The organism is Acidaminococcus sp. HCP3S3_G9_1 (assembly GCF_052122455.1).
GTDB lineage: Bacteria > Bacillota > Negativicutes > Acidaminococcales > Acidaminococcaceae > Acidaminococcus.
Genome location: NZ_JBQKCH010000001.1, coordinates 198,909 through 219,325 on the forward strand (window position 1 = coordinate 198,909; position 20,417 = coordinate 219,325).

The 20,417-nt window shown below is 57.6% G+C and carries 18 protein-coding genes; 1 reads left to right on the plus strand and 17 read right to left on the minus strand.

From position 1 onward, the window contains the following. Positions 1–4: 4 nt before the first annotated feature. The 10 genes from ACTQY1_RS00955 to murQ all read right to left on the minus strand — a co-directional run bounded on the left by ACTQY1_RS00955 (position 5) and on the right by murQ (position 8,940). Positions 5–898: a CvfB family protein gene (locus tag ACTQY1_RS00955; protein ID WP_022487944.1), complete on the minus strand. Its 894-nt coding sequence runs from the start codon at positions 896–898 to the stop codon at positions 5–7. Further along, positions 895–1,248, minus strand: coding sequence for a ribosome silencing factor (gene rsfS / locus ACTQY1_RS00960; protein WP_012937544.1), 354 nt, complete (start codon positions 1,246–1,248; stop codon positions 895–897). The genes ACTQY1_RS00955 and rsfS overlap by 4 nt, the downstream gene beginning before the upstream one ends. Before the next feature lie 61 nt (positions 1,249–1,309). Then, positions 1,310–2,287: an LCP family protein gene (locus tag ACTQY1_RS00965; RefSeq protein ID WP_022487943.1), complete on the minus strand. Its 978-nt coding sequence runs from the start codon at positions 2,285–2,287 to the stop codon at positions 1,310–1,312. 17 nt (positions 2,288–2,304) lie between these two features. After that, positions 2,305–2,883 carry a bis(5'-nucleosyl)-tetraphosphatase (symmetrical) YqeK gene (gene yqeK, locus ACTQY1_RS00970; RefSeq protein WP_022487942.1) on the minus strand — a complete coding sequence of 193 codons (579 nt, stop codon included), beginning with the start codon at positions 2,881–2,883 and terminating at the stop codon, positions 2,305–2,307. 36 nt (positions 2,884–2,919) lie between these two features. Further along, on the minus strand, positions 2,920–3,531 hold the full coding sequence (gene nadD, locus ACTQY1_RS00975) for a nicotinate-nucleotide adenylyltransferase (protein ID WP_288310821.1): 612 nt from the start codon (positions 3,529–3,531) through the stop codon (positions 2,920–2,922). Between the two features lie 114 nt (positions 3,532–3,645). After that, positions 3,646–4,416 (minus strand): histidinol-phosphatase HisJ family protein, encoded by a 771-nt coding sequence (locus ACTQY1_RS00980; RefSeq protein ID WP_441368824.1) that lies wholly within the window; start codon positions 4,414–4,416, stop codon positions 3,646–3,648. A 24-nt stretch (positions 4,417–4,440) separates the two neighbouring features. Next, entirely contained in the window at positions 4,441–5,550 is a 1,110-nt protein-coding gene (ychF, locus tag ACTQY1_RS00985; protein ID WP_288310823.1) for a redox-regulated ATPase YchF, read from the minus strand. Between the two features lie 38 nt (positions 5,551–5,588). Beyond that, positions 5,589–6,650 (minus strand): MupG family TIM beta-alpha barrel fold protein, encoded by a 1,062-nt coding sequence (locus ACTQY1_RS00990; protein WP_288310824.1) that lies wholly within the window; start codon positions 6,648–6,650, stop codon positions 5,589–5,591. Positions 6,651–6,725: 75 nt separating this feature from the next. Further along, positions 6,726–8,114, minus strand: coding sequence for a PTS transporter subunit EIIC (locus tag ACTQY1_RS00995; protein WP_022487937.1), 1,389 nt, complete (start codon positions 8,112–8,114; stop codon positions 6,726–6,728). After that, a complete protein-coding gene (gene murQ, locus ACTQY1_RS01000) occupies positions 8,104–8,940 on the minus strand; it encodes an N-acetylmuramic acid 6-phosphate etherase (protein ID WP_022487936.1) in 837 nt (278 codons plus the stop codon). Before murQ ends, ACTQY1_RS00995 begins: the two co-directional genes overlap by 11 nt. Before the next feature lie 109 nt (positions 8,941–9,049). On the opposite strand from murQ, the gene nagA reads away from it, so the two are divergent. Beyond that, complete coding sequence (gene nagA / locus ACTQY1_RS01005; protein WP_022487935.1) at positions 9,050–10,213, plus strand: N-acetylglucosamine-6-phosphate deacetylase; 1,164 nt, start codon at positions 9,050–9,052, stop codon at positions 10,211–10,213. A gap of 227 nt (positions 10,214–10,440) precedes the next feature. On the opposite strand, the gene ACTQY1_RS01010 is transcribed toward nagA, so the two are convergent. From ACTQY1_RS01010 to ACTQY1_RS01040, 7 genes are all read right to left on the minus strand, one after another. Beyond that, positions 10,441–11,610 carry a type III PLP-dependent enzyme gene (locus tag ACTQY1_RS01010; RefSeq protein ID WP_022487934.1) on the minus strand — a complete coding sequence of 390 codons (1,170 nt, stop codon included), beginning with the start codon at positions 11,608–11,610 and terminating at the stop codon, positions 10,441–10,443. 344 nt (positions 11,611–11,954) lie between these two features. Continuing rightward, positions 11,955–13,235: a serine--tRNA ligase gene (serS, locus tag ACTQY1_RS01015; protein ID WP_022487933.1), complete on the minus strand. Its 1,281-nt coding sequence runs from the start codon at positions 13,233–13,235 to the stop codon at positions 11,955–11,957. Between the two features lie 78 nt (positions 13,236–13,313). Beyond that, complete coding sequence (locus ACTQY1_RS01020) at positions 13,314–14,087, minus strand: NAD-dependent protein deacylase (protein ID WP_441368825.1); 774 nt, start codon at positions 14,085–14,087, stop codon at positions 13,314–13,316. Between the two features lie 14 nt (positions 14,088–14,101). Further along, on the minus strand, positions 14,102–15,361 hold the full coding sequence (locus tag ACTQY1_RS01025; RefSeq protein ID WP_022487931.1) for a hypothetical protein: 1,260 nt from the start codon (positions 15,359–15,361) through the stop codon (positions 14,102–14,104). A 359-nt stretch (positions 15,362–15,720) separates the two neighbouring features. Then, positions 15,721–17,148, minus strand: coding sequence for an FAD-binding oxidoreductase (locus ACTQY1_RS01030; RefSeq protein ID WP_022487930.1), 1,428 nt, complete (start codon positions 17,146–17,148; stop codon positions 15,721–15,723). Positions 17,149–17,507: 359 nt separating this feature from the next. Next, positions 17,508–18,947 (minus strand): carbon starvation CstA family protein, encoded by a 1,440-nt coding sequence (locus ACTQY1_RS01035; protein WP_022487929.1) that lies wholly within the window; start codon positions 18,945–18,947, stop codon positions 17,508–17,510. 205 nt (positions 18,948–19,152) lie between these two features. Beyond that, entirely contained in the window at positions 19,153–20,400 is a 1,248-nt protein-coding gene (locus tag ACTQY1_RS01040) for a hypothetical protein (RefSeq protein WP_022487928.1), read from the minus strand. Positions 20,401–20,417: the final 17 nt, after the last annotated feature.

Here is a 20,417-nt window from a genome sequence, read left to right on the forward strand (position 1 = left end):
TCCCTTACTTCACCAGACTGGTCCACCCGTTTTCCTGGGTGATCTTCCCTTCCTTCATCAGGCGCCCCAGGGCCCGTTTGAAAGCGGCTTTGGAAATGCCGAAGGCGTCTTTGATGATTTCCGGCGGGGTGGCATCGCTGTAGGGCATGGTGCCCTGGCGTTTTTCCAGGAGGGCCAGGATCCGTTCGCTGTCGGTGACCATGGCTTTTTCCTTCACTTCCCGGAGGGACATGTCCACCCGGCCGTCTTCCCGGACGAAGGTGACCCGTCCGGTGACCTTCTGACCGAAGTCCAGCCGTCCGTCAGGCACTTCGCTCCGGTGGATGAAGGCCAGATACCGCTGGGTGGTCAGCAGGAAGAACCCTTCCGGCAGGATGTTGTAGACGGTGCCGGTGAGTTCATCCCCCACCTTCACATCTTTGGCAGGCACGGAAGCCCGGACCATGTCCTCTTCCACCCGCATGGTCACCGCTTGCCGGCCGCTTTTGTCCCGGTAGAGCTTCACCCATACCAGCTGACCCGGAGACACATGGCCCCGCATTTCGCTGTAGGGCAGGAATACCCCCCGTTCGGCGCCGATGTCCACAAAGCCCCCCTGGCGGGTGACGGACAGGACCTTTACATAGCCCAGCTGGCCTTCCCGCATTTTGGGCAGCTTCATGCTGGCGGTCATCCGGCCCTTGGCGTCCAGGTACAGGTACACTTTCACCTTGTCTCCCACTTTCACCGGGCTGGTCTGCTGGTGCTGGTGGAGCAGGATGTCATCGGAGGTGCTGCCGGTGCCCGCATCCAGGAAAGCTCCCGCTTCCCCCACACGGGCCACGGTCATCTCGCACACATCCCCCACCCGATATCGGCCCACAGTCTTGACGGTTACCGGTCCACGCTCTTTTCTCATGCTTCCGTCTCCGTATAACTTTCGCTGGGAGCGTCCGCCCACAGCTGTTCCAGATTGTAGAAATTCCGCTGGGATTCCTGGAACACATGGGCCACACAGTCACCGTAGTCCAGCAGCACCCAGTTCCCTTCGCTGTACCCTTCCTTGTGGGCCGGCAGCTTCCCTTCCTGGGCCAGTTTGTCTTCGATACCGTCGGCAATAGCCCGCACCTGGGTGGTGCTGGGAGCCGAGCAGATCATGAAGTAGTCGGTTACGGAAGACAGTCCCTCCATGTTCAGCAACAGGATATCCCGTGCTTTTTTGTCCGCAGCCGCCGCTGCAATTTTGTTGGCCAGTTCTTTTCCGGTCATAGTATCATCCTTCCTTTCTCATAAAAACTCATATTTCTCGTTTCACAGAACGTTTGTGCACTCAGATGCTGGGGATCCGCCGGTGGGGGATCTTCAGTTCGTCCAGGGTGGCAGCAATCTTGGAGGGAGTGGTGACCCAGTAGCTGACGCCGCCGATGTCCCCGAAATCCCCCTTCAGGCTGGCGCTCTTCACGCCCCCTTCGCCGAAGATCCGCAGGCAGTTGGCCGCCTTCACCAGCTGGATGAAGGTCATGTCCGTTTTCACATACTCTGACGCCGTGCCGATGATCACGGGCAGCTTCACCATGTTCCCCACGGTGAAGGCCTGTTTGGCCAGGGCTTTCATGAATTTCTGCTGCCGTTCCACCCGGCCGATGTCCCCCATTTCGTCATGACGGAACCGGACGTATTCCCCGGCTTTTTCCCCGTTCAGATGCTGTTTTCCCTTCTTCAGGTGGATCTTCAGGTCTGCGTAGGGGTCTTCGTAATCCATGTCCTGTTCCACATCCAGGTCCACCCCGCCCAGCATATCCACCACTTTGATGAAGCCCTGCCAGTCCACCTGCATGTAGTGGTTCACCGGCACCTGGAGCAGATTGGCCACAGTCCGTTTGGCCAGATTCACGCCCCCGTAGGCGTAGGCCGCGTTGATCTTGTCATGGCCCCGCCGTCCGGGGATGGTCACCCGGGTATCCCGGGGCAGACTCAGGACGGAAACCTGGCTGTTTTCCGGGTCGAAGCTCACCAACAGCATGGCGTCCGTCCGTTTGGGCACGTCCTTGTCAAAGTCTTCGCTGTCCCCATCGTCCGTCCCCAGGAGCAGCACATTGATCCGGTTGGAGAACCCTTCCGTAGTCAGGGTATCCTTCTGGGTTTCGGCCACCTGAGCCCGGGGCCGGAAGAAACGGTTGTAGATCCGCATGCCTGCCGCAAAGCAGCTGGCCATGAGGAAAAGGATCATCACCAGGGAAAAGAAGGCCCGTCCTTTCCGCAGCCGTTTCTTGTACCGCCGGTTCCCTGTTTTCTTTTGGTCTGTCATCTTTTGTTCTGCTCCTGTTATTTCTGATTCTTTTTCTCTTTCAGGACAAGTTCATTGTACCCGGCCAGACAGTCGGGATGGATCAGCATCTCCTGGTCCAGGAGATATTCCATGGTATGTGCATAGGCCTTCCGCATACCGTTTTCCAGGCCTTTCTTCACTTCTTCCCGCATGGTGTCCACCCCGGGGAAATCCCGGTTGGGCTCCACCAGGTCCGCCAGGTAGATCACCATGGCCAGAGGACTCATATGGGCTGCCCCGGTGGTGTGGTACCGGATGCTGGACAGAATGTCCGGATCCGTGACCCCGAATTCATGTTGGGCGTAATAGACCCCCAGTTTGGCATGGATCAGGATGGGCTGGTTCTTTTCCACTTCATCCAGTTCAATGCCCAGTTCCGCCGCCCTGGCAATGAAATCCTTTTTGGGGACCTGCCGCCCGCTGTCATGGAGCAGGCCGGCAATGGCGGCTTTCTCTTCGTCCACTCCGTACAGCCGGGCCAGTTCAACGGCCGTCTGGCTGACGGCCAGGGTATGATGGAAGCGTTTGGCCGGCAGTTCTTTTTCCAGCCGTTCTTTCATTTCGTTCAATTCCATAGGTTTTCCCCTCCCAAGAAAAAAACAGAGAAGCCCCTACTGACGGTAGAGGTCTCTCTGTTCGATGTATTCCGCTACTGCCTTGGGGATCATGGTATCCACCGGTTCGCCTTTCCGGATCCGTTCCCGGATCGCTGTGGAAGAAATGTCCAGTTCCGGTGTATCCACCCAGACCAGATTCTTCAGTCCCTGCCGGGCCAGATCCTCGCTGACTTTCTCCTTCTGGGGAGCAAAGCCGGGCCGGGCCGCCGCCACAAAGGTGGCATAGGTCATGGCCTCCCGGATATGGTGCCAGGTGGGCAGCTGTTCTGCCGAATCCGCCCCGATGATGAAGTACAGATCGTAGAACCGGTGCCATTTCCGGTGGAGCTTCCGGAGGGTATCGCAGGTGTAGGATACGCCGCCCCGGTCCAGTTCCATGGAGGAAACCGTGTACCGGGGATTTTCCCCTGCCCCCAGGATGGTCATGGCCAGCCGGTCTGCAGAGGGAGAACAGTGCCAGCCCCGTTTGTGGGGCGGAATGTAGTCCGGGATGAACAGGATCCTGTCCAGTCCCAGTTTGTCCAGCATGGCACGGGCGATCATCAGATGTCCGTTGTGGATGGGATCGAAGGTCCCGCCCAGGATGCCCAGGCGCTGACGGCCCATGTTCTCCACTCTCCTTTGTGATGGTGATACCAGAGTATTATAACAGGGAAAAGAAACGAAAACAAGAATATAGCCGTGACAAATGTATGGAAAATGGGCCCAAAGGCCCATTTGTCAGCAGCGGATCCGCTTCCGTTCTTTGTAGTACACCAGGGTCAGGCCCGCTTCTTCGGCCATCTGTTTCCCCTTGGCGAAATCCCGGCCCACATGTTCCTTGTAATGGGCGTCACTGCCCAGGGTGGCGTATTTCCCTCCCAGTTCCCGGAACCGTTTGTACAGCTTCAGGAGGGGCGGGATCACGCTGTCATCCCCCAGCCGCCGGGTGTTGATCTCCAGGGCCTTGTCCTCTGCGATCAGCAGCCGGAACACCCGGTCCCACAGGTCCGGATGGTCTTCATAATACAGATTGGGATCCGGATAGGGCATGTACCGGCAGATATAGTCGATGTGCCCGTAGGAATCGAAATCCGGCTTCCTTTCCAGGCACCGGACGGAATTCTCCAGGTACCGGCGCACCGCCTGGTCCTTGGTAAGCCCTTCATAGGAGGTGGGTTCGTACATGTCCAGCCCGTCGAAACAGTGCATGGACCCCACCACTTCGTCAAAGGGATGGGCCTGGACCATTTTCCGGTCTTCCTCGATGGCCCGGGGCTGGAGCCCCACCTCGATGCCCAGGAGCACCTGGCTGCTGCGGTAAGGCCCGTCCTTTTTGAAATAGTCGTCGATGTCAAACAGGAACATCTCCGGATTGGTGGGATAGTACAGGTCCCAGTGTTCCGTCAGGATAATCCCGATTCCCTGAGCCCTGGCCGCTGCTGCAGCATCCTGGATGGTCTGTTCCGCATCGCAGGAATAATCTGCATGGGTATGGGTATCAAACAGCATGGGCACGCACCTCTTTTCCTGTTTTTACACGTTGAAACGGAATTCCACTACATCCCCGTCCTGCATGATGTAGTCCTTGCCTTCCAGACGCACCAGGCCCTTTTCCTTGGCCGCCTGTTTGGAGCCGCACTTCACCAGGTCGTCATAAGAGACGATTTCCGCCCGGATGAAGCCTTTTTCAAAGTCCGTATGGATCTTCCCGGCTGCCTGAGGCGCGGTGGAACCCTGGACGATGGTCCAGGCCCGGGATTCCATTTCCCCGGCGGTAAGGAAGGTCTGGAGCCCCAGCAGCTTGAACCCGGCTTTGATGAGACGGTCCAGGCCGGCTTCGGAAAGGCCTTCCATTTCCAGGTATTCCTTGGCTTCGTCTTCCGGCAGTTCGGCAATCTCTTCTTCCACTTTGGCGGAGATCACGATCACCTGGGCGTTTTCTTTGGCGGCATAGTTTTCCAGGGCCTTCACATAGGGATTCCCGGACCAGTCCGCCGCTTCTTCTTCCGCCACATTGGCCACATAGAGGATGGGTTTGGAGGTCAGGAGATCCAGTTCCTTCAGGCCGGCTTTTTCATCGTCGGTCATTTCCACCCGGCGCACCGGGATCCCTTCTCCCAGGGCATCGGAAATCCGCTGGAGCAGGTCAGCCCGGGCGGCAGCCTTCTTGTCCCCGGCCTTGATCAGCTTCTGGGCCTTCACCAGCTGCTTTTCCACGCTTTCCAGATCCGCCAGGCACAGTTCCGTGTTGATGATTTCCACGTCCCGGACCGGATCGATGGATCCTTCCACATGGGTGATGTTCCCATCTTCAAAGCACCGGACCACTTCGGCGATGGCATCGGTCTGACGGATGTGGGACAGGAACTTGTTCCCCAGGCCTTCCCCTTTGGAAGCCCCTTTCACCAGGCCGGCAATGTCCACGAACTTCATCCCCGCCGGTACGATCTTTTTGGAATGGAACATGTCCGCCAGCACTTTCAGCCGGGCATCGGGCACGTCCACCACGCCCACGTTGGGCTCTATGGTACAGAAAGGATAGTTGGCCGCTTCGGCCCCTGCCTTGGTGATGGCGTTGAACAGGGTGCTTTTGCCCACGTTGGGCAGGCCCACGATTCCCATTTCCAGATTGGTAGAACTCATATTGTATCTCTCCTTCATGCAGACTATTGTTTATTATATCATATTCCGGTGTCCATCTTCACCACCCGGAACCGGAACTTTTTCCCTCCGGGCAGATACTTCAGCAGGAACCGTTCCTCTTCCGGGATCCTTCCCAGCACATCCACCCGCCGGTCCGCCGGCAGTTCCGTGAGACAGATCTCCAGTTCCCCGGCATACCGGCCGTAAAGAGGATTGTCCAGCGTCACATCCCCGGCATGGCAGCGGCGGAAAGGCAGTTTGGGAATTTCCACCCCTTTCCACAGGGCCCGGCTGTTTACCGTGCGGATCACTTCTTCCGCCTCGTCCGGACGGGTTTCATACACATGGTGTGCCAGTACCGGGTACAGGGGCCTGTCCTCCCACACCTGGAGGGTCAGTTCCAGCACCTCACCGGATACCCGGGCCAGATCTTCCAGTTCCTGCCGGTCCGGACCGTCGTCCCCGATGTATACAGCGTCCAGGCCCAGGGCCGCCAGCTGCCGGGCTCCCTGGGATACGGTCCGGTGCCGGTCCTGTTCCAGGGTGGGGAGCCCTTCCCGAAGGGGCCCCCGCCGTCCCTTCCGGCTGGCCACAAAGGCCCCTACCGGAATTCCCAGCCGGTGGAACAGGTCATTCTGCCGGCGCAGGTAGCCTTCGGAAAGGCCGGTGTGGGGATGGGGATAGAAATTGTGGAGGGCTTCCATCCGGGACAGGTCCACCCCCTGGCGTTCCAGTGCTTCCAGCAGGTCTTCTCCCACCGCAGAAGCATTGAGCACCAGTTTCCGGTCCGGATACCGGTCCTGGAGGGCCTTCATGGCTTCCGGAGTGTATCCGTCATCCAGCCGCAGGGAAGTCAGCGTTTCCGGTACCGGGCGCCCGGGCACCAGATCCCCTACGGTTTCCATGGACAGTTCCCGGGCCCGGGCCAAAAGCGGTGCCACTTCCCGTTCAAAGGCCTCCGGATCTGTTTCCGGGATGTGGAAGGAAAGGAACAGACGGGTGATCCCCAGTGCCGCAGCCTCTTCCAGCCGCCGGAGACAGTCTTCCAAAGGCCGTCCCAGGCCGGGGTACAGGGAAATCCCTTTTGCCAATTTCGTCATACTCGAACGCCTCCTTGAGGGAATCATTCAGTGGTTAAGTGGTTAAGTGATTAGGTGGTTAAGTGTTTTTTCTCTTCACTCTGCACTTTTCTCTTCAAACCCCAGCACCCAGGTGGCCGCGAAACCGGCTGCGTAGGAAACCAGGAGCCCCAGCAGGTACACGGGCACGTTGGTGGTGCTGGGAGCCAGAGGAAGACCGGAAATCCCCAGGGCCGCCGCCCCCACCTGGAAGGCCGCCTGGACGGCGCCTCCGCAGGCACCCCCGATGCAGGCTCCGATGAAAGGCCGTCCCAGGGGCAGGGTGACCCCGTAGATCAGCGGTTCCCCCACGCCCAGGAAACCCACTGGCAGGGCGGAGGCCACCACTTTCCGGATCCGGGGATCCCGGGTCCTGGCATATACTGCCAGAGCGGCTCCCACCTGTCCTCCGCCGGCCATGGCCAGGATGGGCAGCAGGATGGTGTACCCGTACTGGGCGATCAACTGGGCATGGATGGGGGTCAGTCCCTGATGGACTCCCAGCATCACCAGGGGCAGGAACAGGCCCCCCAGCACAAAGCCGGTAAAGGCTCCGCCCCGGCTCACTGCTTCCGTGGCGGCATAGCCGATGCCTTCCGCCGCCCAGCCTCCCAAAGGCTGGAACACAAACAGGGTGGCAAAAGCCATGATCCCCAGTACCAGGAAGGGAGTCAGGAACAGGTCCAGGGCTTCCGGCACCAGTTTGCGGATCCGTTTTTCCAACAGGGCTCCCAGGGCCGCTGCCAGCAGCACCGCCACCACGCCTCCCCGGCCAGGGATGAGGGCCTGGCCGTACAGGGTGATCCCGGCAAGGCCCGGATGGCTGATGAGAGCCCCCAGGACTCCGCCCAGCACCGGAGACCCGCCGAACTCTTTGGCGGCGTTCCAGCCCACGAACAGGTTCATGGCCCAGAACACAGCATTCCCGGCCAGTCCCAGGATTTGGAAAAAAGCATGACCGGCCAGCTGGGGATCCAGCCGACGGACGATGTTCAGGATCCCGGTCAAAAGACCGCAGCCGATGAACCCGGGGATGAGAGGCACAAAGATTCCGGCGATCCGTTTCAGAAACAATTTCCCGGGGGTGGCGTTCCGGGCCCGGATGGCCTCATGGAGTTCTTTTCCGTCCCCCACTTTTCCGGTGAAATCTCCCAGAACCGGCTGCTCTGTTTCCTTCTTTTCCCCTGGAAGATCCGGTGCTTCCTGGAGCAGAGCCTGGAAAGCATCGGTGACTTGGGCAGCCTTTCCCGGCCCCAGGATGATCTGGAGTTCCGGTCCCGCCTCATTGATCCCCATGACCCCCGGCAGTTTTTCCAGGGCCTGCCGGTCCACTGCCCGGTCCGCCAGCTGGAGCCGGAGCCGGGTCATGCAGTGGCTGGCCTGGAGCACGTTGTCCCGGGGCCCCACCAGGTCCAGGATGGCCCGGGCCAGGTCCTTATTTTCCATGGGCCGCCTCCCATTCCTCCACGGCCTTCCGGGCACTGCCCCGGTTCCGGGCCAGGCTCAGCCGGGCTTCTTCCCGGGAACAGCCGGTGACGGTGCAGACAATATGCAGGGCCCGTTCCAGGAGTTTTTCGTTGGTGGCCTTCACGTCGATCATCAGGTTCCCCCGGACCTTTCCCAGCTTCACCATGGCTCCGGTGGTGATCATATTCAGCACCATTTTGGTGGCGGTGCCCGCCTTCATCCGGGTGGATCCGGTGATCACTTCCGGCCCCGGCAGCACCGTAAGGCACAGATCCGCCAGTTTGGCCATGGGGGACTGGCGGCTGCAGCAGAGCCCCAGTACCGCGCAGCCCCGTTCCCGGGCTTCCTTCATGCCCCCCAGCACATAGGGAGTCCGGCCGGAGGCACTGATGCCCATCACCACATCCAGGGGAGTCAGTTCCTTGTTCCAGATATCGTCCCGGCCCTGTTCCTCGCTGTCTTCCGCCCCTTCCTTGGCCCGGAAGATGGCTTCATAGCCTCCGGCGATGAGCCCCTGGATCTGTTCCGGGTCGGTGCTGTAGGTAGGGGGGCACTCCACCGCATCCAGGATCCCCAGCCGTCCGGAGGTGCCGCTGCCCATGTAGAACAGCCGGCCGCCCCGGCCCAGCCGGTCCGCCACCAGGTCCACGGCCAGGGCAATGGCCGGCAGGATCTTTTCCACTGCATCGGCCACCTTGTGGTCCTCCCGGTTGATGATTTCCACCAGTTCCTGGGTGGATACCTTGTCAATGGCAACGGAAGCGGGATTCCGCTGTTCCGTAGAAAGCTTGTCCAGATCGATCATTGAAAAAAACCTCCAGCCTTTTGCTATGCTATAATAAAGAGTGTTTTGTCGATAGGTACCCCATGGAGAGGATCCCTTCCCCATGGTCAGCAGAAAAAGGAGATCCACCATGAAAGCAATCATCAACGGCAGACTTATTTTACCACAAGAAATCCGGGAGGGACAGGCGCTCCTGTTCGGGGAGACCCTGGAGGGATTCTGTGAGCCGGACCGGCTACCGGCCGGCACGGAGATCATCGATGCCCAGGGAGCCTATGTATCCCCCGGGTTCCTTAATCTCCACATCCACGGCTGCGGAGGAAAAGATGCCATGGACGGCACCCGGGAGGCCCTTGGAACCATGAGCCGGCTGCTGCCATCCACCGGGGTCACCGGCTGGCTGCCCACCACCATGACGTCCAGCGGAGACGCCATCACCCGGGCTCTTTCCGCCATCCGGGAAGCCCGGGGCAGAGCAACCGGGGCGGAGATCCTGGGGGCCAACCTGGAAGGACCCTTCATCAGCGAAAGATATAAGGGAGCCCAGAAGGCCTGCCACATCCAGAAAGCCCACTGGGATCTGGTGGAACCCTTCACCGGTCTGATCCGGATCCTGACCCTGGCTCCGGAGACCCTTACGGACATGGATTTCATTCCCCGGTGCTGCCGGGCGGGGATCATCGTATCCCTGGGCCACAGCGACGCCACCTATGAGGAGGCAGCCCGGGCCATATCTGCAGGGGCCAGCCACATCACCCACCTGTACAATGCCATGAGTCCTCTCCATCACCGTAAGCCCGGCCTGGTGGGGGCAGCCCTGACTCTGCCGGTGACCTGCGAACTGATTGCCGACGGGGTCCACATCCACCCGGCGGCCCTGGAGCTGGCGGTGCGGACCAAGGGCCTCAGCCGGATAGTGCTGATCACTGATTCCATGCGGGCCTGTCTCCTGGGAGAAGGGAAAAGCGAACTGGGGGGCCAGACCGTGTACGTAAAGGACGGCCGGGCCACCCTGGAAGACGGCACCCTGGCCGGCAGCATCCTGACCATGGAACAGGCAGTCCGGAACATCTGGAAATGGGCCCACCTGACCCTGCCCCAGGCCGTCCAGTTGGCCACCGCCAACCCGGCCCGGGAACTGGACCTCACCGACCGGGGCACCCTGGAACCAGGAAAACGGGCGGACATCACCATGTTTGACGAAGATTTCCGGATTTTGCGGACATACGTAAAGGGGTGCTGCGCATTTCGCGCAGCACCCCTGGCCGCGGGTCGCCAGTCACGGGCCAAATGAAAAATTTCCAGGCAAATTTTTGAACGGGTAAACCGGTACCGTAGGGGCTGCACGCCGGGCAGCCCGCCAAATCATCGATTATCTGCGCATTTTGCGGGGCGCCGGGCCTGCGCCCCCTACGGTTATACACAATAAGAAGGACAGGTTCTATCCAGTGGCCTGAGACTCGAGACCCATAGCTCGAGACCCCAAAAAGGGGCTGTTGCTCACGCAACAGCCCCTTTTTCTTACACCGCCACACTCATGGCGTCCATGCCCAGTTCTTCCCGCACTTCCTCCCAGATCACCGTCCGGGCCTTTTTAAACCCGTTGAAGGTGGTGGCGGAAGCGGAGGTGTAGGCCCCGCAGACAGGGACCAGCAGCAGGTCCCCCACTTCCAGAGGCTCGGTCATCTTCCCCCGGAACATAATGTCCAGGGAATCGCAGCTGGGCCCGGCGAAAGTGGCCGGGATCTTTTTCCCTTCCTTGAAGCTGATCAGCTTGAAATCCCACTGGTCGAAGATCACCCCGGAGAAAGTCCCGTAGATCCCGTCATCCAGGAAATACCAGTGCTGGCCGTTCCGTTCATTTTCCCCGATTACCCGGGTGATCAGGTTCACGGCGGTGCCGCACATGTACCGGCCCGGTTCTGCCCAGATCTCCAGGTCGGAGAAGTCTTCCTGGAGCCGGGCAGACACCTGGTCCAGGAGAGCCGTCAGATTGTAATGGACTCCGGTTTCCGGAATGGGGAATCCCCCGCCGATGTCCAGTACCCGCATGGTCAGTCCCTTGGCCCGGGCTTCGGCCATCAGTTCCTTGGTAATGTCCATGGCGTGGAAATAGGGATCCGCCGCCACCGTCTGGCTGCCTACATGGAAGGCAATGCCGGCCACATCCAGTCCGGCCTCTTTGGCCTTCAGCATCAGATCCAGGGCTTTTTCCCGGGGGCAGCCAAACTTCTTGTTCAGGTCCACATGGGCCTTGGCATTGTCGATCCGCAGCCGCAGCAGCACCGTGGCACCCGGGCAGTGTTCCGCGATCTTTTTGATCTCGCTTTCGCTGTCATAGGTCATCCGGTACACCCCGGCATCCCGGCAGGCCTGGAACCCGGCATCCAGCTTGATGGGGTTGGCGTAGATCATCCGGTCCCCGGAAACGCCCAGCTGGCTCAGGGTACGGATTTCTCCGTCGCTGGCCACGTCGAAGCAGGCTCCCTTGTTGATCAGCAGATCCAGGATATGGAGGTCCGGATTGGCTTTCATGGCATAATGTATTTTCAATTGCGGGATATGCTCCCGCAGGATATCATAGTTTTTCTCAACCTGTTCCAGAGACAGCACCAGAAGAGGAGTTCCATACCTTTCAGCCAGGCTGGTGACAGCATCTTGGGTCAATTGGAAAAAGCTTTGTTCGTTCATTATCCATCCCCCTTTGGGCCTGCAGCTGCGTTCCGGCTTTTGCCGGGACAGACGCGGCCTTCCTTAAATTCGTAGTTCATTATACTACGATGAACTGAAAGTGCAAGAGGAAAATAAAGGAAAATCGAGGAGATGGAAGGAGTTTTAAGGAGTTTAAAGAAAAATATTCACCAATCACTTTTGTTCAGCATAACAATGAATAATTCTGTTTTGCTCAATTTGGGACGAATCAGGGAGTATGAGCCCGTATGAGCCCGTCCGGCCTATTGTGAAACAAAAGAAACACCCGCCGGAAAAGGCGGGCGTTGGATAAATATTCAATTGTAGTGAATATCTGCACACTATCAGGAATTGACTCCCGTAATCACATCGCAGCCCATGTAGGGACGGAGCACTTCCGGCACCACCACGGACCCATCGGCCTGCTGGTAGTTTTCCAGGATGGCGGCCACCGTACGGCCTACAGCCAGTCCGGAGCCGTTGAGGGTATGGACGTATTCCGGTTTGGACTTGGCATCCCGGCGGAACCGGATATTGGCCCGGCGGGCCTGGAAGTCTTCCGTGTTGGAGCAGGAAGAGATTTCCCGGTATTTGTTCTGTTCCGGGAACCAGACTTCCACATCGTAGCATTTGGCAGCGGAGAAGCCCAGATCCCCGGTGCACAGGCACACCACATGGTAAGGCAGCTTCAGGGCCTTCAGGATGTCTTCTGCATTGCCCACCAGTTTTTCCAGTTCGTCATAGCTGGTTTCCGGTTTGCAGAACTTCACCATTTCCACCTTGTGGAACTGGTGCTGCCGGATCAGCCCCCGGGTATCCCGGCCGGCACTGCCGGCTTCTGCCCGGAAGCAGGGGGTCATGGCGGTAAGATAGATGGGCAGGTCGTCCCCGTTCAGGATCTCACCCCGGTAGTAGTTGGTCAGCGGCACTTCAGCCGTGGGGATCAGGTACATGTCCTGTCCTTCCACCTTGTACATGTCTTCGTGGAATTTGGGCAGTTGCCCGGTGCCGGTCATGGAAGCGGTGTTCACAATATAGGGAGGGATCACTTCCGTATAGCCGTCCTTCCGGGTGTGCTGGTCCAGCATGAAGTTGTAGACGGCACGTTCCAGACGGGCACCAGCCCCTTTGTAGTAGTAGAACCGGGCACCGGACACTTTGGCAGCCCGTTCCGCATCCAGGATCCCCAGTTTTTCCCCGATTTCCCAATGGGCTTTCGGTTCGAAGTCAAAATAGGTGGGTTCCCCCCATTTCCGTACTTCCGGGTTTTCCGTATCATCCTTGCCCACCGGCACATCTGCCGCCGGCATGTTGGGGATGGTGAGCATCACAGCCTGGAGCCGTGCTTCCACATCCTTCACCTTTTTGTCCGCTTCCGCGATTTTGTCCCCCAGGGCCCGCATGGCGGTGATTTTTTCCGTTGCGTCCTCCCCGTTCCGCTTCATCTGGCTGATTTCAGCGCTTACCGTATTCCGCTGGCTTTTGTCTCCTTCCACTTCCTGGAGCAGGGACCGGCGTTCCTGGTCCAAAGCCTTGAATTCTTCCAGATCCACTTTCGCATGACGGTTTTTCAGAGCCTGGGCAACCTTTTCCGTGTTGTCCCGGACAAATTTCAGATCCAACATAACTATAACCCCCAAAAATTCTATGCAATACTTCTGTCATTATAGCACAAAAGCCCCAGAAAAAGCATCCTTTCCTGCCTACAGGGCAATTCCTTCTTTGGCCGCCAGGGCCCCGAACACCTTGTCCATGTTTTCCGTGATCACCAGGGTGTCCGCCTTCATATGGACGGACAGGGGATCCCGGTTCAGGATCACCAGCCGTTTCCCATGGAAATAGTTGATGAAGGAGGCGGCCGGGTACACGGTCAGGGAGGTGCCGGCGATGATCATCATGTCTGCTTCCGAAATGGCCCGTACAGCATTTTCCACCGCTTCATCCGGGAGCATCTCTTCATACAGGGTAATGTCCGGACGGATCACGCCCCCGCAGGAGCAGTGGGGCACCGGTTCTTTGGATTCGAAGATGTAGTCCGCAGGATAGGTCTTCCCGCAGCTCATGCAGTAGTTCCGCAGGGCACTGCCGTGGATTTCGAACACCTTCCGGCTGCCGGCCTTCTGGTGGAGCCCGTCGATGTTCTGGGTGACGATGCCCAGCAGCTTCCCGGTCTTTTCCAGGGCCGCCAGACATTTGTGGGCCTTGTTGGGCTGGATCTTCCGGGTATCCATTTTCTGCCGGTGGAATTCAAAATAGACTTTCGGTTCATTCACCAGGCAGCTGTGGCTGAGAAGGTATTCCGGCCGGTACTGGTCGAACCGCACATCGTGCTGGTTGTACAGTCCATCCTTGCTGCGGAAATCCGGGATGCCGCTGGCGGTGGAAACCCCGGCCCCTCCAAAGAACACGATTTTCTGAGATTCCCGGATCCATTGATCCAGGGTGTCCACATCCTGCTCAAATTCTTTCTGTTCCATGGCTGTCAGCTCCTTTATTCTCCTCCATATTTGGGTTTCGGTGCCGGGACCTTTTTACCCGCCCGGGCAGGGGGCTCCGGATCCTTCCACTGGAGGCTGTTTACCGAATGGTCGATGACCTTCTGCTGGTCCCGGGCTCCCAGCTGGAAATAATCCAGGGAAAGAAGGGTGCCCTTCCGGAGGAACACGTATCCCAGGCTTTTGCCTCCCGGGGTCACTTCTTCCTCCACAATACAGGTCCGCCCTGCCGCTTTGGAGAAATAGGTCCGGTTTTCCTTCAGGGACAGGCCCGGGTGGCTCTTCTCCCACTTGGCCCGGCGGTTCTCCGTCATAAGCCGGCAGAGATTTTCCCGGTCCTGGTCACACAGATTTTCCAGGCTGTCCGGCAGGAAAGCATAGTCCATGTTTTCCTGGAGAGACTGGAAGATCACCCCGGTGACCAGCTGGTTGTCCAGATGGAGCCGGGACAGCTGGTGGAGATCCCCGGGATCCGCTGCCTTCTGGATGTCCACGCTCCCAAAGGGGATTTCGTAGGAAACCCCGCTGTGGGGCAGGGTGATCCGTTCATAGGCCCCGCCGATTTCCAGCGAATCCAGCACCTGCCGGACGGCCGGTTCCAGGGTCCCGGCCTCTTTTTCAGGAACCAGGAAGCTGAGGCTGTACAGATTCTTCCGGTCCCCGAAAAAGTACCGGTCCGACACCTTCCCGTTTTCCAGCTGCCGGATGTGGAGCCCCTCCCGGCCGGCAAATTCGCCCATTTCCGCAGCCTGGACCGGGATGTCCTTGGCTTTGGCCTCTTCTTCATAGGTCCGCAGGGTCAGTTCCAGCATGATCTTTTCCGACTGGAAAGGTTTGGCTTCCTTCTCACCGTCGGTTTTCATCATGGCCCCGTTGGCCATGTACACCAGCATCGTATCTCCCCGGGAAGCCCGCATCAGGATGTCTTCCTGGTGTTTGCCCCGGCCGTAAAGGCCCTGGAGGGCAAAGCCCTCCGGCAGGGAAAACTGTACATCGTTCCGGGGATCCTTGAATTCCTCCCGTGCCTTTTCCCGGGTGCCGTATCTGGCCAGCAGTTCCGCCTTCAGATCCTTCTGCCGGGAAATACCGGACTCCGCCAGAGGCTGACTGGTTTCCAGATGGCCTCCGGCCCCCTCCGCGGGTTCCTGGGCGGCCGCTCCTTGTTCAGTTGTGTTTCCGCCGGCGGCCCAGGCGGCCGGCAGCAGGCTTCCCCACAGCACCAGCGCCAGGAGCAGCCCCTTCATGGATGGTTTCATATGGACTCCTGTAGGCCCAAGGCCCCTTCTGTTGGATGGATCGTTACAGTTCTTATTATAATCCATACGGGGAAAGGAAAAAAGGGGCTGTTGCATGAGCAACAGCCCCTTAGTCGGAAGTCAGGCGTCTGAAGTCGGAAGCCTCAGGACAGGATCCGCCTGGCTAGACGGATCCTTTTGATTACGTACAACCAGAATCGAAATCAATCTGAGCAATCATTTCGTCTAAAGGTTCTACACATTCAAAAATTTGCATGCAAATTTAACATTCGGCTCCAGACTTCAGACTCCAGACTTGAGCCGCTATGCGGCTCTACAGCTAGGGGGTGTTACACGCAACGTGCAACACCCCCTTTTTTTTACGCCACAAAATCTCCGTTCACATCCACCAGTTTCCCGGGATTCATGATATTGTTGGGATCCAGGGCTTGTTTGATGGCTTTGATCAGTTTTACTTCCCCTTCAGGGGTGCAGCGGGCAAATTCTTCCAGCTTCTTGTAGCCGATGCCGTGTTCCCCGCTCATTTTCCCGCCCAGGGCATAGACCCGGGGGAACAGGTCTGCATGGAAAGCTTTGATGGTCTTGAACCAGTCTTCCGGAGACAGGCCGTATTTGTTCAGAGGCAGTACATGGATGTTCCCGTCCCCGATATGGGCCACGGTCACGGTGTACAGGTTGTATTTCTTTTCCAGTTCAGGGATCTGGGCGGTCATGTCCGCGATTTTGTCCAGAGGTACCACGAAGTCTTCGGTCTGGAACATTTTGTCAATGTCCCGGGCGGCTTCAGCAAACTGTTTCCGCAGGGTCCAGATCCGCTGATCCGCTTCGAATTCATCGATGGAGCCATTGGCTTCCGCCAGGTCGCAGAGTTTTTCCATTTTCCGGTCAGATTCATCCTGGTCGAAGCTTTCCACCGTAACGATCACGTAGCAGCACCCTTCCTTCACATGGGGCATTTCCATGTTGTCCAGGTATTTGCAGGTCATGTCGATGGCGGAGTTGCCCATATATTCAATGGAAGTGGGGTCGATGCCGGCCTTCAGGATCTTGTTGGGCAGGGCAAAGGCTTCCTTGTCCGTATTGAACACGCAGACCATGTTGAAGGAATAGGGAGGCAGAGGACGAAGCTTTACGGTGACTTCCGTGATGATCCCCAGGGTCCCTTCACTGCCGGCAAAAAGCTGTTCCAGACACAGGCCGGTGGAGCATTTCTTCAGCCGGGCGCCCACATCCACAATATCCCCGGTGGGAGTGACCACTTTCAGGGCATAGATCTGATCCCGGGTGGTGCCGTACCGGACGGCCCGGTTGCCCCCGGCGTTGTTGGCCACGTTGCCGCCGATCTGGCAGGATTCCGCACTGGACGGATCCCCGGCGTACATGACACCGGCCTTCTTGGCTTCTGCCTGGAGCTGACCGGTGAATACCCCGGTCTGACAAACGGCATAAAAATTGTCCGCATCCAGTTTCAGGATCTTGTTCATCCGCTGGAGTTCCACCACCATGCCATGATAGATGGGGATGGCGCCGCAGGCCACACCGGTGCCGGCGGACCGGGGGGTGATGGGTACCAGATACTTGTTGGCCAGTTTCACCACTTCTGCCACTTCTTCGGTGGTGCCGGGGAATACCACCACTTCCGGCTTCTTGAAGAAATGGGGGTTCCCTTCTTCATCGGTCTGGTACTGTTCCAGATACTCTTCATCGGTCTTTACATACCGGTCCCCTACCACTTTTTTCAGTTCTTCCACCAGTTCCGGCGTAACCGGGTTATACTTGTGTTCCATTATTATGCCCTCTTCCCTGTATATTGTAATCTATACGTTTTTTCGTCTTTCTCTCACTGACGATGATGTTTCCTAGTATACCATATCCTGTATACAAGTAAAGGGCTTTTTTCTTTTCTTTATGTTATATATACATATCTTTTATTCAATTTATGCATCTTCTGCTGAAAAGTGTAATGTTTTTTATAGAGAAATGGGATTTCAGCGCATATTCATCATATGAATTATTTTTATTTACATTTTTTCATTCCTTGCCTCCCTCACATCCGTTCTGCCTCCGGAGACAGTCTGGAAGCAAAAGAAAACCCGGGAGACAAGCTCCCGGGTTTTCCTGAAGGGAATCGATTTTTTACAAGGGATCAGCCTTGGACAGGTTTGTCTGCAATATCCAGTTCCCCACTGTCCACTTTCTTGGCCCGTTTCCAGAACAGGCAGAAGGCAACGATGGCGAACACAACGCCTACAGGGTAGGCAATGGAAGTGCTCAGCTGCAGCCCTTCCTTGGCAACCAGGATGTAGGTGCAGGATACGGCGCTCATGAAGGTAGCAGGGATAATAGCGATCCAGGCATTGCCCTTGTTGGCGTACAGGTACATGGCACCGGACCACAGTACCAGCATGGCCAGGGTCTGGTTGGTCCAGGAGAAGTATCTCCACAGGATGGTTACGTCTACCTGGGTCAGGATGCCGCCTACAGCGATGATGGGCAAAGCCAGTTTCAGACGGGAAGCCAGGGTGTGCTGGTCAATCTTGAACCAGTCAACAATGGTGTACCGGGCGGAACGGAAGGCCGTATCAGCGGAGGATACAGGGCAGGCAATAACACCGATCATGGCGATGACGGTGCCCAGATAGCCCATCAGGCCGGAGCAGATGTCATATACAACGCCGCCGGCGCCATGGTATTTCACGAAAGCGTCGCTCAGGCCTGCAGTGTTGCCATAGAAGGAAACACCGGCAGCAGCCCAGATTAGAGCAATGATCCCTTCGCAGACCATGGCTCCGTAGAAGATCTTGTGGCAGTCACGTTCACTCTTGATGCAGCGGGCCATAATAGGAGACTGGGTGGAATGGAAACCAGAGATGGCGCCGCAGGCCACGGTGATGAACATGATCGGCCAGATCGGGGTTCCTTTCGGATGCATGTTGGTGAGGGTGATTTCAGGAACATGGTACCCTTCAGCAAAGAGCATGGTCCCAACGCCCACAGCCATGAAGATCAGGCAGAATCCGAAGAACGGATACAGTTTCCCGATCAGTTTATCCACCGGCAGGAAGGTAGCACAGAAATAATAGATCAGTAAGATAACCAGCCAGAAGTTGTAGCTGAGCGGGGTAATCTTGGTCAGCAGGCCGGCAGGGCCAGTAGTGAAGGCAACGCCTACCAGGATCAGCAGCACAACGGAGAACCCACGCATAATGTGTCTCATGGTCGTGCCCAGATATTTGCCGCACAGTTCGGAAATAGAGGCCCCATCGTTCCGTTCGGACAGTACGCCGGAGATGAAGTCATGGACACCGCCGGCAAACACCGTGCCGAAAGTGATCCAAAGGAATACAGCCGGGCCCCACATGGCCCCAGCCAGAGCACCGAAAATAGGACCCAGGCCGGCAATGTTCAGCAGCTGAATCAGGAAAACCCGCCAGTTTTCCATAGGTACGTAGTCAACGCCATCTTCCAGACGATAGGCAGGAGTCTTTCTGTCATCGATAGGAGGACGGAAGCAGCTTTCTACGTATCCGCCATAGATGAAATAACCACCAATTAAAATAGCAAGACACACAAAGAAGCTAATCATTGAATAAAACCCCCTTCTGCGAACCCCTTCAATTCGCAAGTTTTACTGTCGAGTTCATTATAAGCCTTCTTTCACAAAAAATCCACAGGAATTGTGGTAATTCTGTGTATATTTACTATATTGCGTTAAATGAAGAGGGAAGGTGTATCACCTTCCCTCTTGTTGTAAACACATGTGATTTTGGTTGTAGACAATTGCCAAGAAGTTACTTTCTTTTCAGACCCCACTGGCTGTAAATGTGGAGCCCGTCTGCTTCCGGCACCAGTCCGGTGAGCCGCACCAGGTCGAACAGGTTGAAGCCCTTCACTTTCAGCTGGGCCAGTTTGCTCTTCTTGATCACGTCGGTGAAGTCCACCGTCAGGCTCTGATCGCTGAAAGTGCAGATCAGGTCGTCCCGGTTCACCACCGTCATGTTGAAAATGGCGTTCACCAGGCTCATGATGATCCGGGTACCCAGGAGCCGTACCAGCAGTTCGCCCAGCTTGTTGTCCGCAATGGCGAAATCGTGGATCCGGAACCGGGCATAGGAGGCGGTGTTGTTAAGGGCCAGAGCCTCGATTTCCACATCCGCAGTAAGGGTCCCGTATTTTTCATGTTCCACAGTGACTTCCAGCTGATGGTCCCCCTTGTACCGGCATTCCCGGAACTGGAATTCGCTGTCCTTCATGGCTTCTCCCAGGCCCTTGGCCAGGTCCGTATAGGGGACTGCCACTTCGCCCCGGCGCAGCTGTTCGAAGGTCTGGGCGTTCACCCACCGGCTCACCCCTTCCTTGAAGGGAGCCACCAGTTCGTTAAGGTCTTCCACATAGGTGCCCATGTTCCCGGCCACTTCGCTGAGCCGGTCCGCAGCTTCATCCGCCCGGTTCTTCAGTTTGTCGAAAAGGGGTTTGGCCTTTTCCGCCACTTTCCGCCGTTCATCCCCCAGAGGGATGTTCCTGTTCTTGTCCTTGGTAAATTCCCGGAATTTCTCCATGCCTTCCTTCCGGGCCTGTTCATAGAAATCTTTGAACTGGCTCAAGTCATCAGGCCGGCCGGCATCCAGCCAGGCGTTGGCCGCTTTCCCCACGGCGTAGGTGATGCCTACGGCCATGGGAACCTGGAGCGGCGGGAAGGGGATCACCGTGAACACGGTCTGCCCCACGAAGGAAGCCCCCAGGGACCCTACCAGCCCGGCAATGGCCCCGGTTTCCAGTTCCACTCCCCGCAGGTCACAGAGCCGGGTGATCATGTACACCTCGTTGGCCATGAGAGCCAGGCTCCCCAGGAAAGGCGTCATGACAATGACACTGGCCCGGGCAGCCCCCCAACGGATGATCCGTTCCGATTCCCGGGCAATGTCTTCCGGACCCAGGGCCTCTTCCTCGTCCACTTCTTCATCCATGGGACGGGTTTCCGCTTCTACCGCATCTTCTTCCTTTTCCATTTCGTCCCGTTTATCCATTTCTTCTGTCATAGTAATCCCTCCTGTCA

Bases quoted from the DNA above. Each gene is read 5' to 3' on its own strand.
- ACTQY1_RS00955 (WP_022487944.1), bottom strand. From the start codon at position 898: ATGAGAAAAGAGCGTGGACCGGTAACCGTCAAGACTGTGGGCCGATAT.
- rsfS (WP_012937544.1), bottom strand. From the start codon at position 1,248: ATGACCGGAAAAGAACTGGCCAACAAAATTGCAGCGGCGGCTGCGGAC.
- ACTQY1_RS00965 (WP_022487943.1), bottom strand. From the start codon at position 2,287: ATGACAGACCAAAAGAAAACAGGGAACCGGCGGTACAAGAAACGGCTG.
- yqeK (WP_022487942.1), bottom strand. From the start codon at position 2,883: ATGGAATTGAACGAAATGAAAGAACGGCTGGAAAAAGAACTGCCGGCC.
- nadD (WP_288310821.1), bottom strand. From the start codon at position 3,531: ATGGGCCGTCAGCGCCTGGGCATCCTGGGCGGGACCTTCGATCCCATC.
- ACTQY1_RS00980 (WP_441368824.1), bottom strand. From the start codon at position 4,416: ATGCTGTTTGATACCCATACCCATGCAGATTATTCCTGCGATGCGGAA.
- ychF (WP_288310823.1), bottom strand. From the start codon at position 5,550: ATGAGTTCTACCAATCTGGAAATGGGAATCGTGGGCCTGCCCAACGTG.
- ACTQY1_RS00990 (WP_288310824.1), bottom strand. From the start codon at position 6,650: ATGACGAAATTGGCAAAAGGGATTTCCCTGTACCCCGGCCTGGGACGG.
- ACTQY1_RS00995 (WP_022487937.1), bottom strand. From the start codon at position 8,114: ATGGAAAATAAGGACCTGGCCCGGGCCATCCTGGACCTGGTGGGGCCC.
- murQ (WP_022487936.1), bottom strand. From the start codon at position 8,940: ATGATCGATCTGGACAAGCTTTCTACGGAACAGCGGAATCCCGCTTCC.
- nagA (WP_022487935.1), top strand. From the start codon at position 9,050: ATGAAAGCAATCATCAACGGCAGACTTATTTTACCACAAGAAATCCGG.
- ACTQY1_RS01010 (WP_022487934.1), bottom strand. From the start codon at position 11,610: ATGAACGAACAAAGCTTTTTCCAATTGACCCAAGATGCTGTCACCAGC.
- serS (WP_022487933.1), bottom strand. From the start codon at position 13,235: ATGTTGGATCTGAAATTTGTCCGGGACAACACGGAAAAGGTTGCCCAG.
- ACTQY1_RS01020 (WP_441368825.1), bottom strand. From the start codon at position 14,087: ATGGAACAGAAAGAATTTGAGCAGGATGTGGACACCCTGGATCAATGG.
- ACTQY1_RS01025 (WP_022487931.1), bottom strand. From the start codon at position 15,361: ATGAAACCATCCATGAAGGGGCTGCTCCTGGCGCTGGTGCTGTGGGGA.
- ACTQY1_RS01030 (WP_022487930.1), bottom strand. From the start codon at position 17,148: ATGGAACACAAGTATAACCCGGTTACGCCGGAACTGGTGGAAGAACTG.
- ACTQY1_RS01035 (WP_022487929.1), bottom strand. From the start codon at position 18,947: ATGATTAGCTTCTTTGTGTGTCTTGCTATTTTAATTGGTGGTTATTTC.
- ACTQY1_RS01040 (WP_022487928.1), bottom strand. From the start codon at position 20,400: ATGACAGAAGAAATGGATAAACGGGACGAAATGGAAAAGGAAGAAGAT.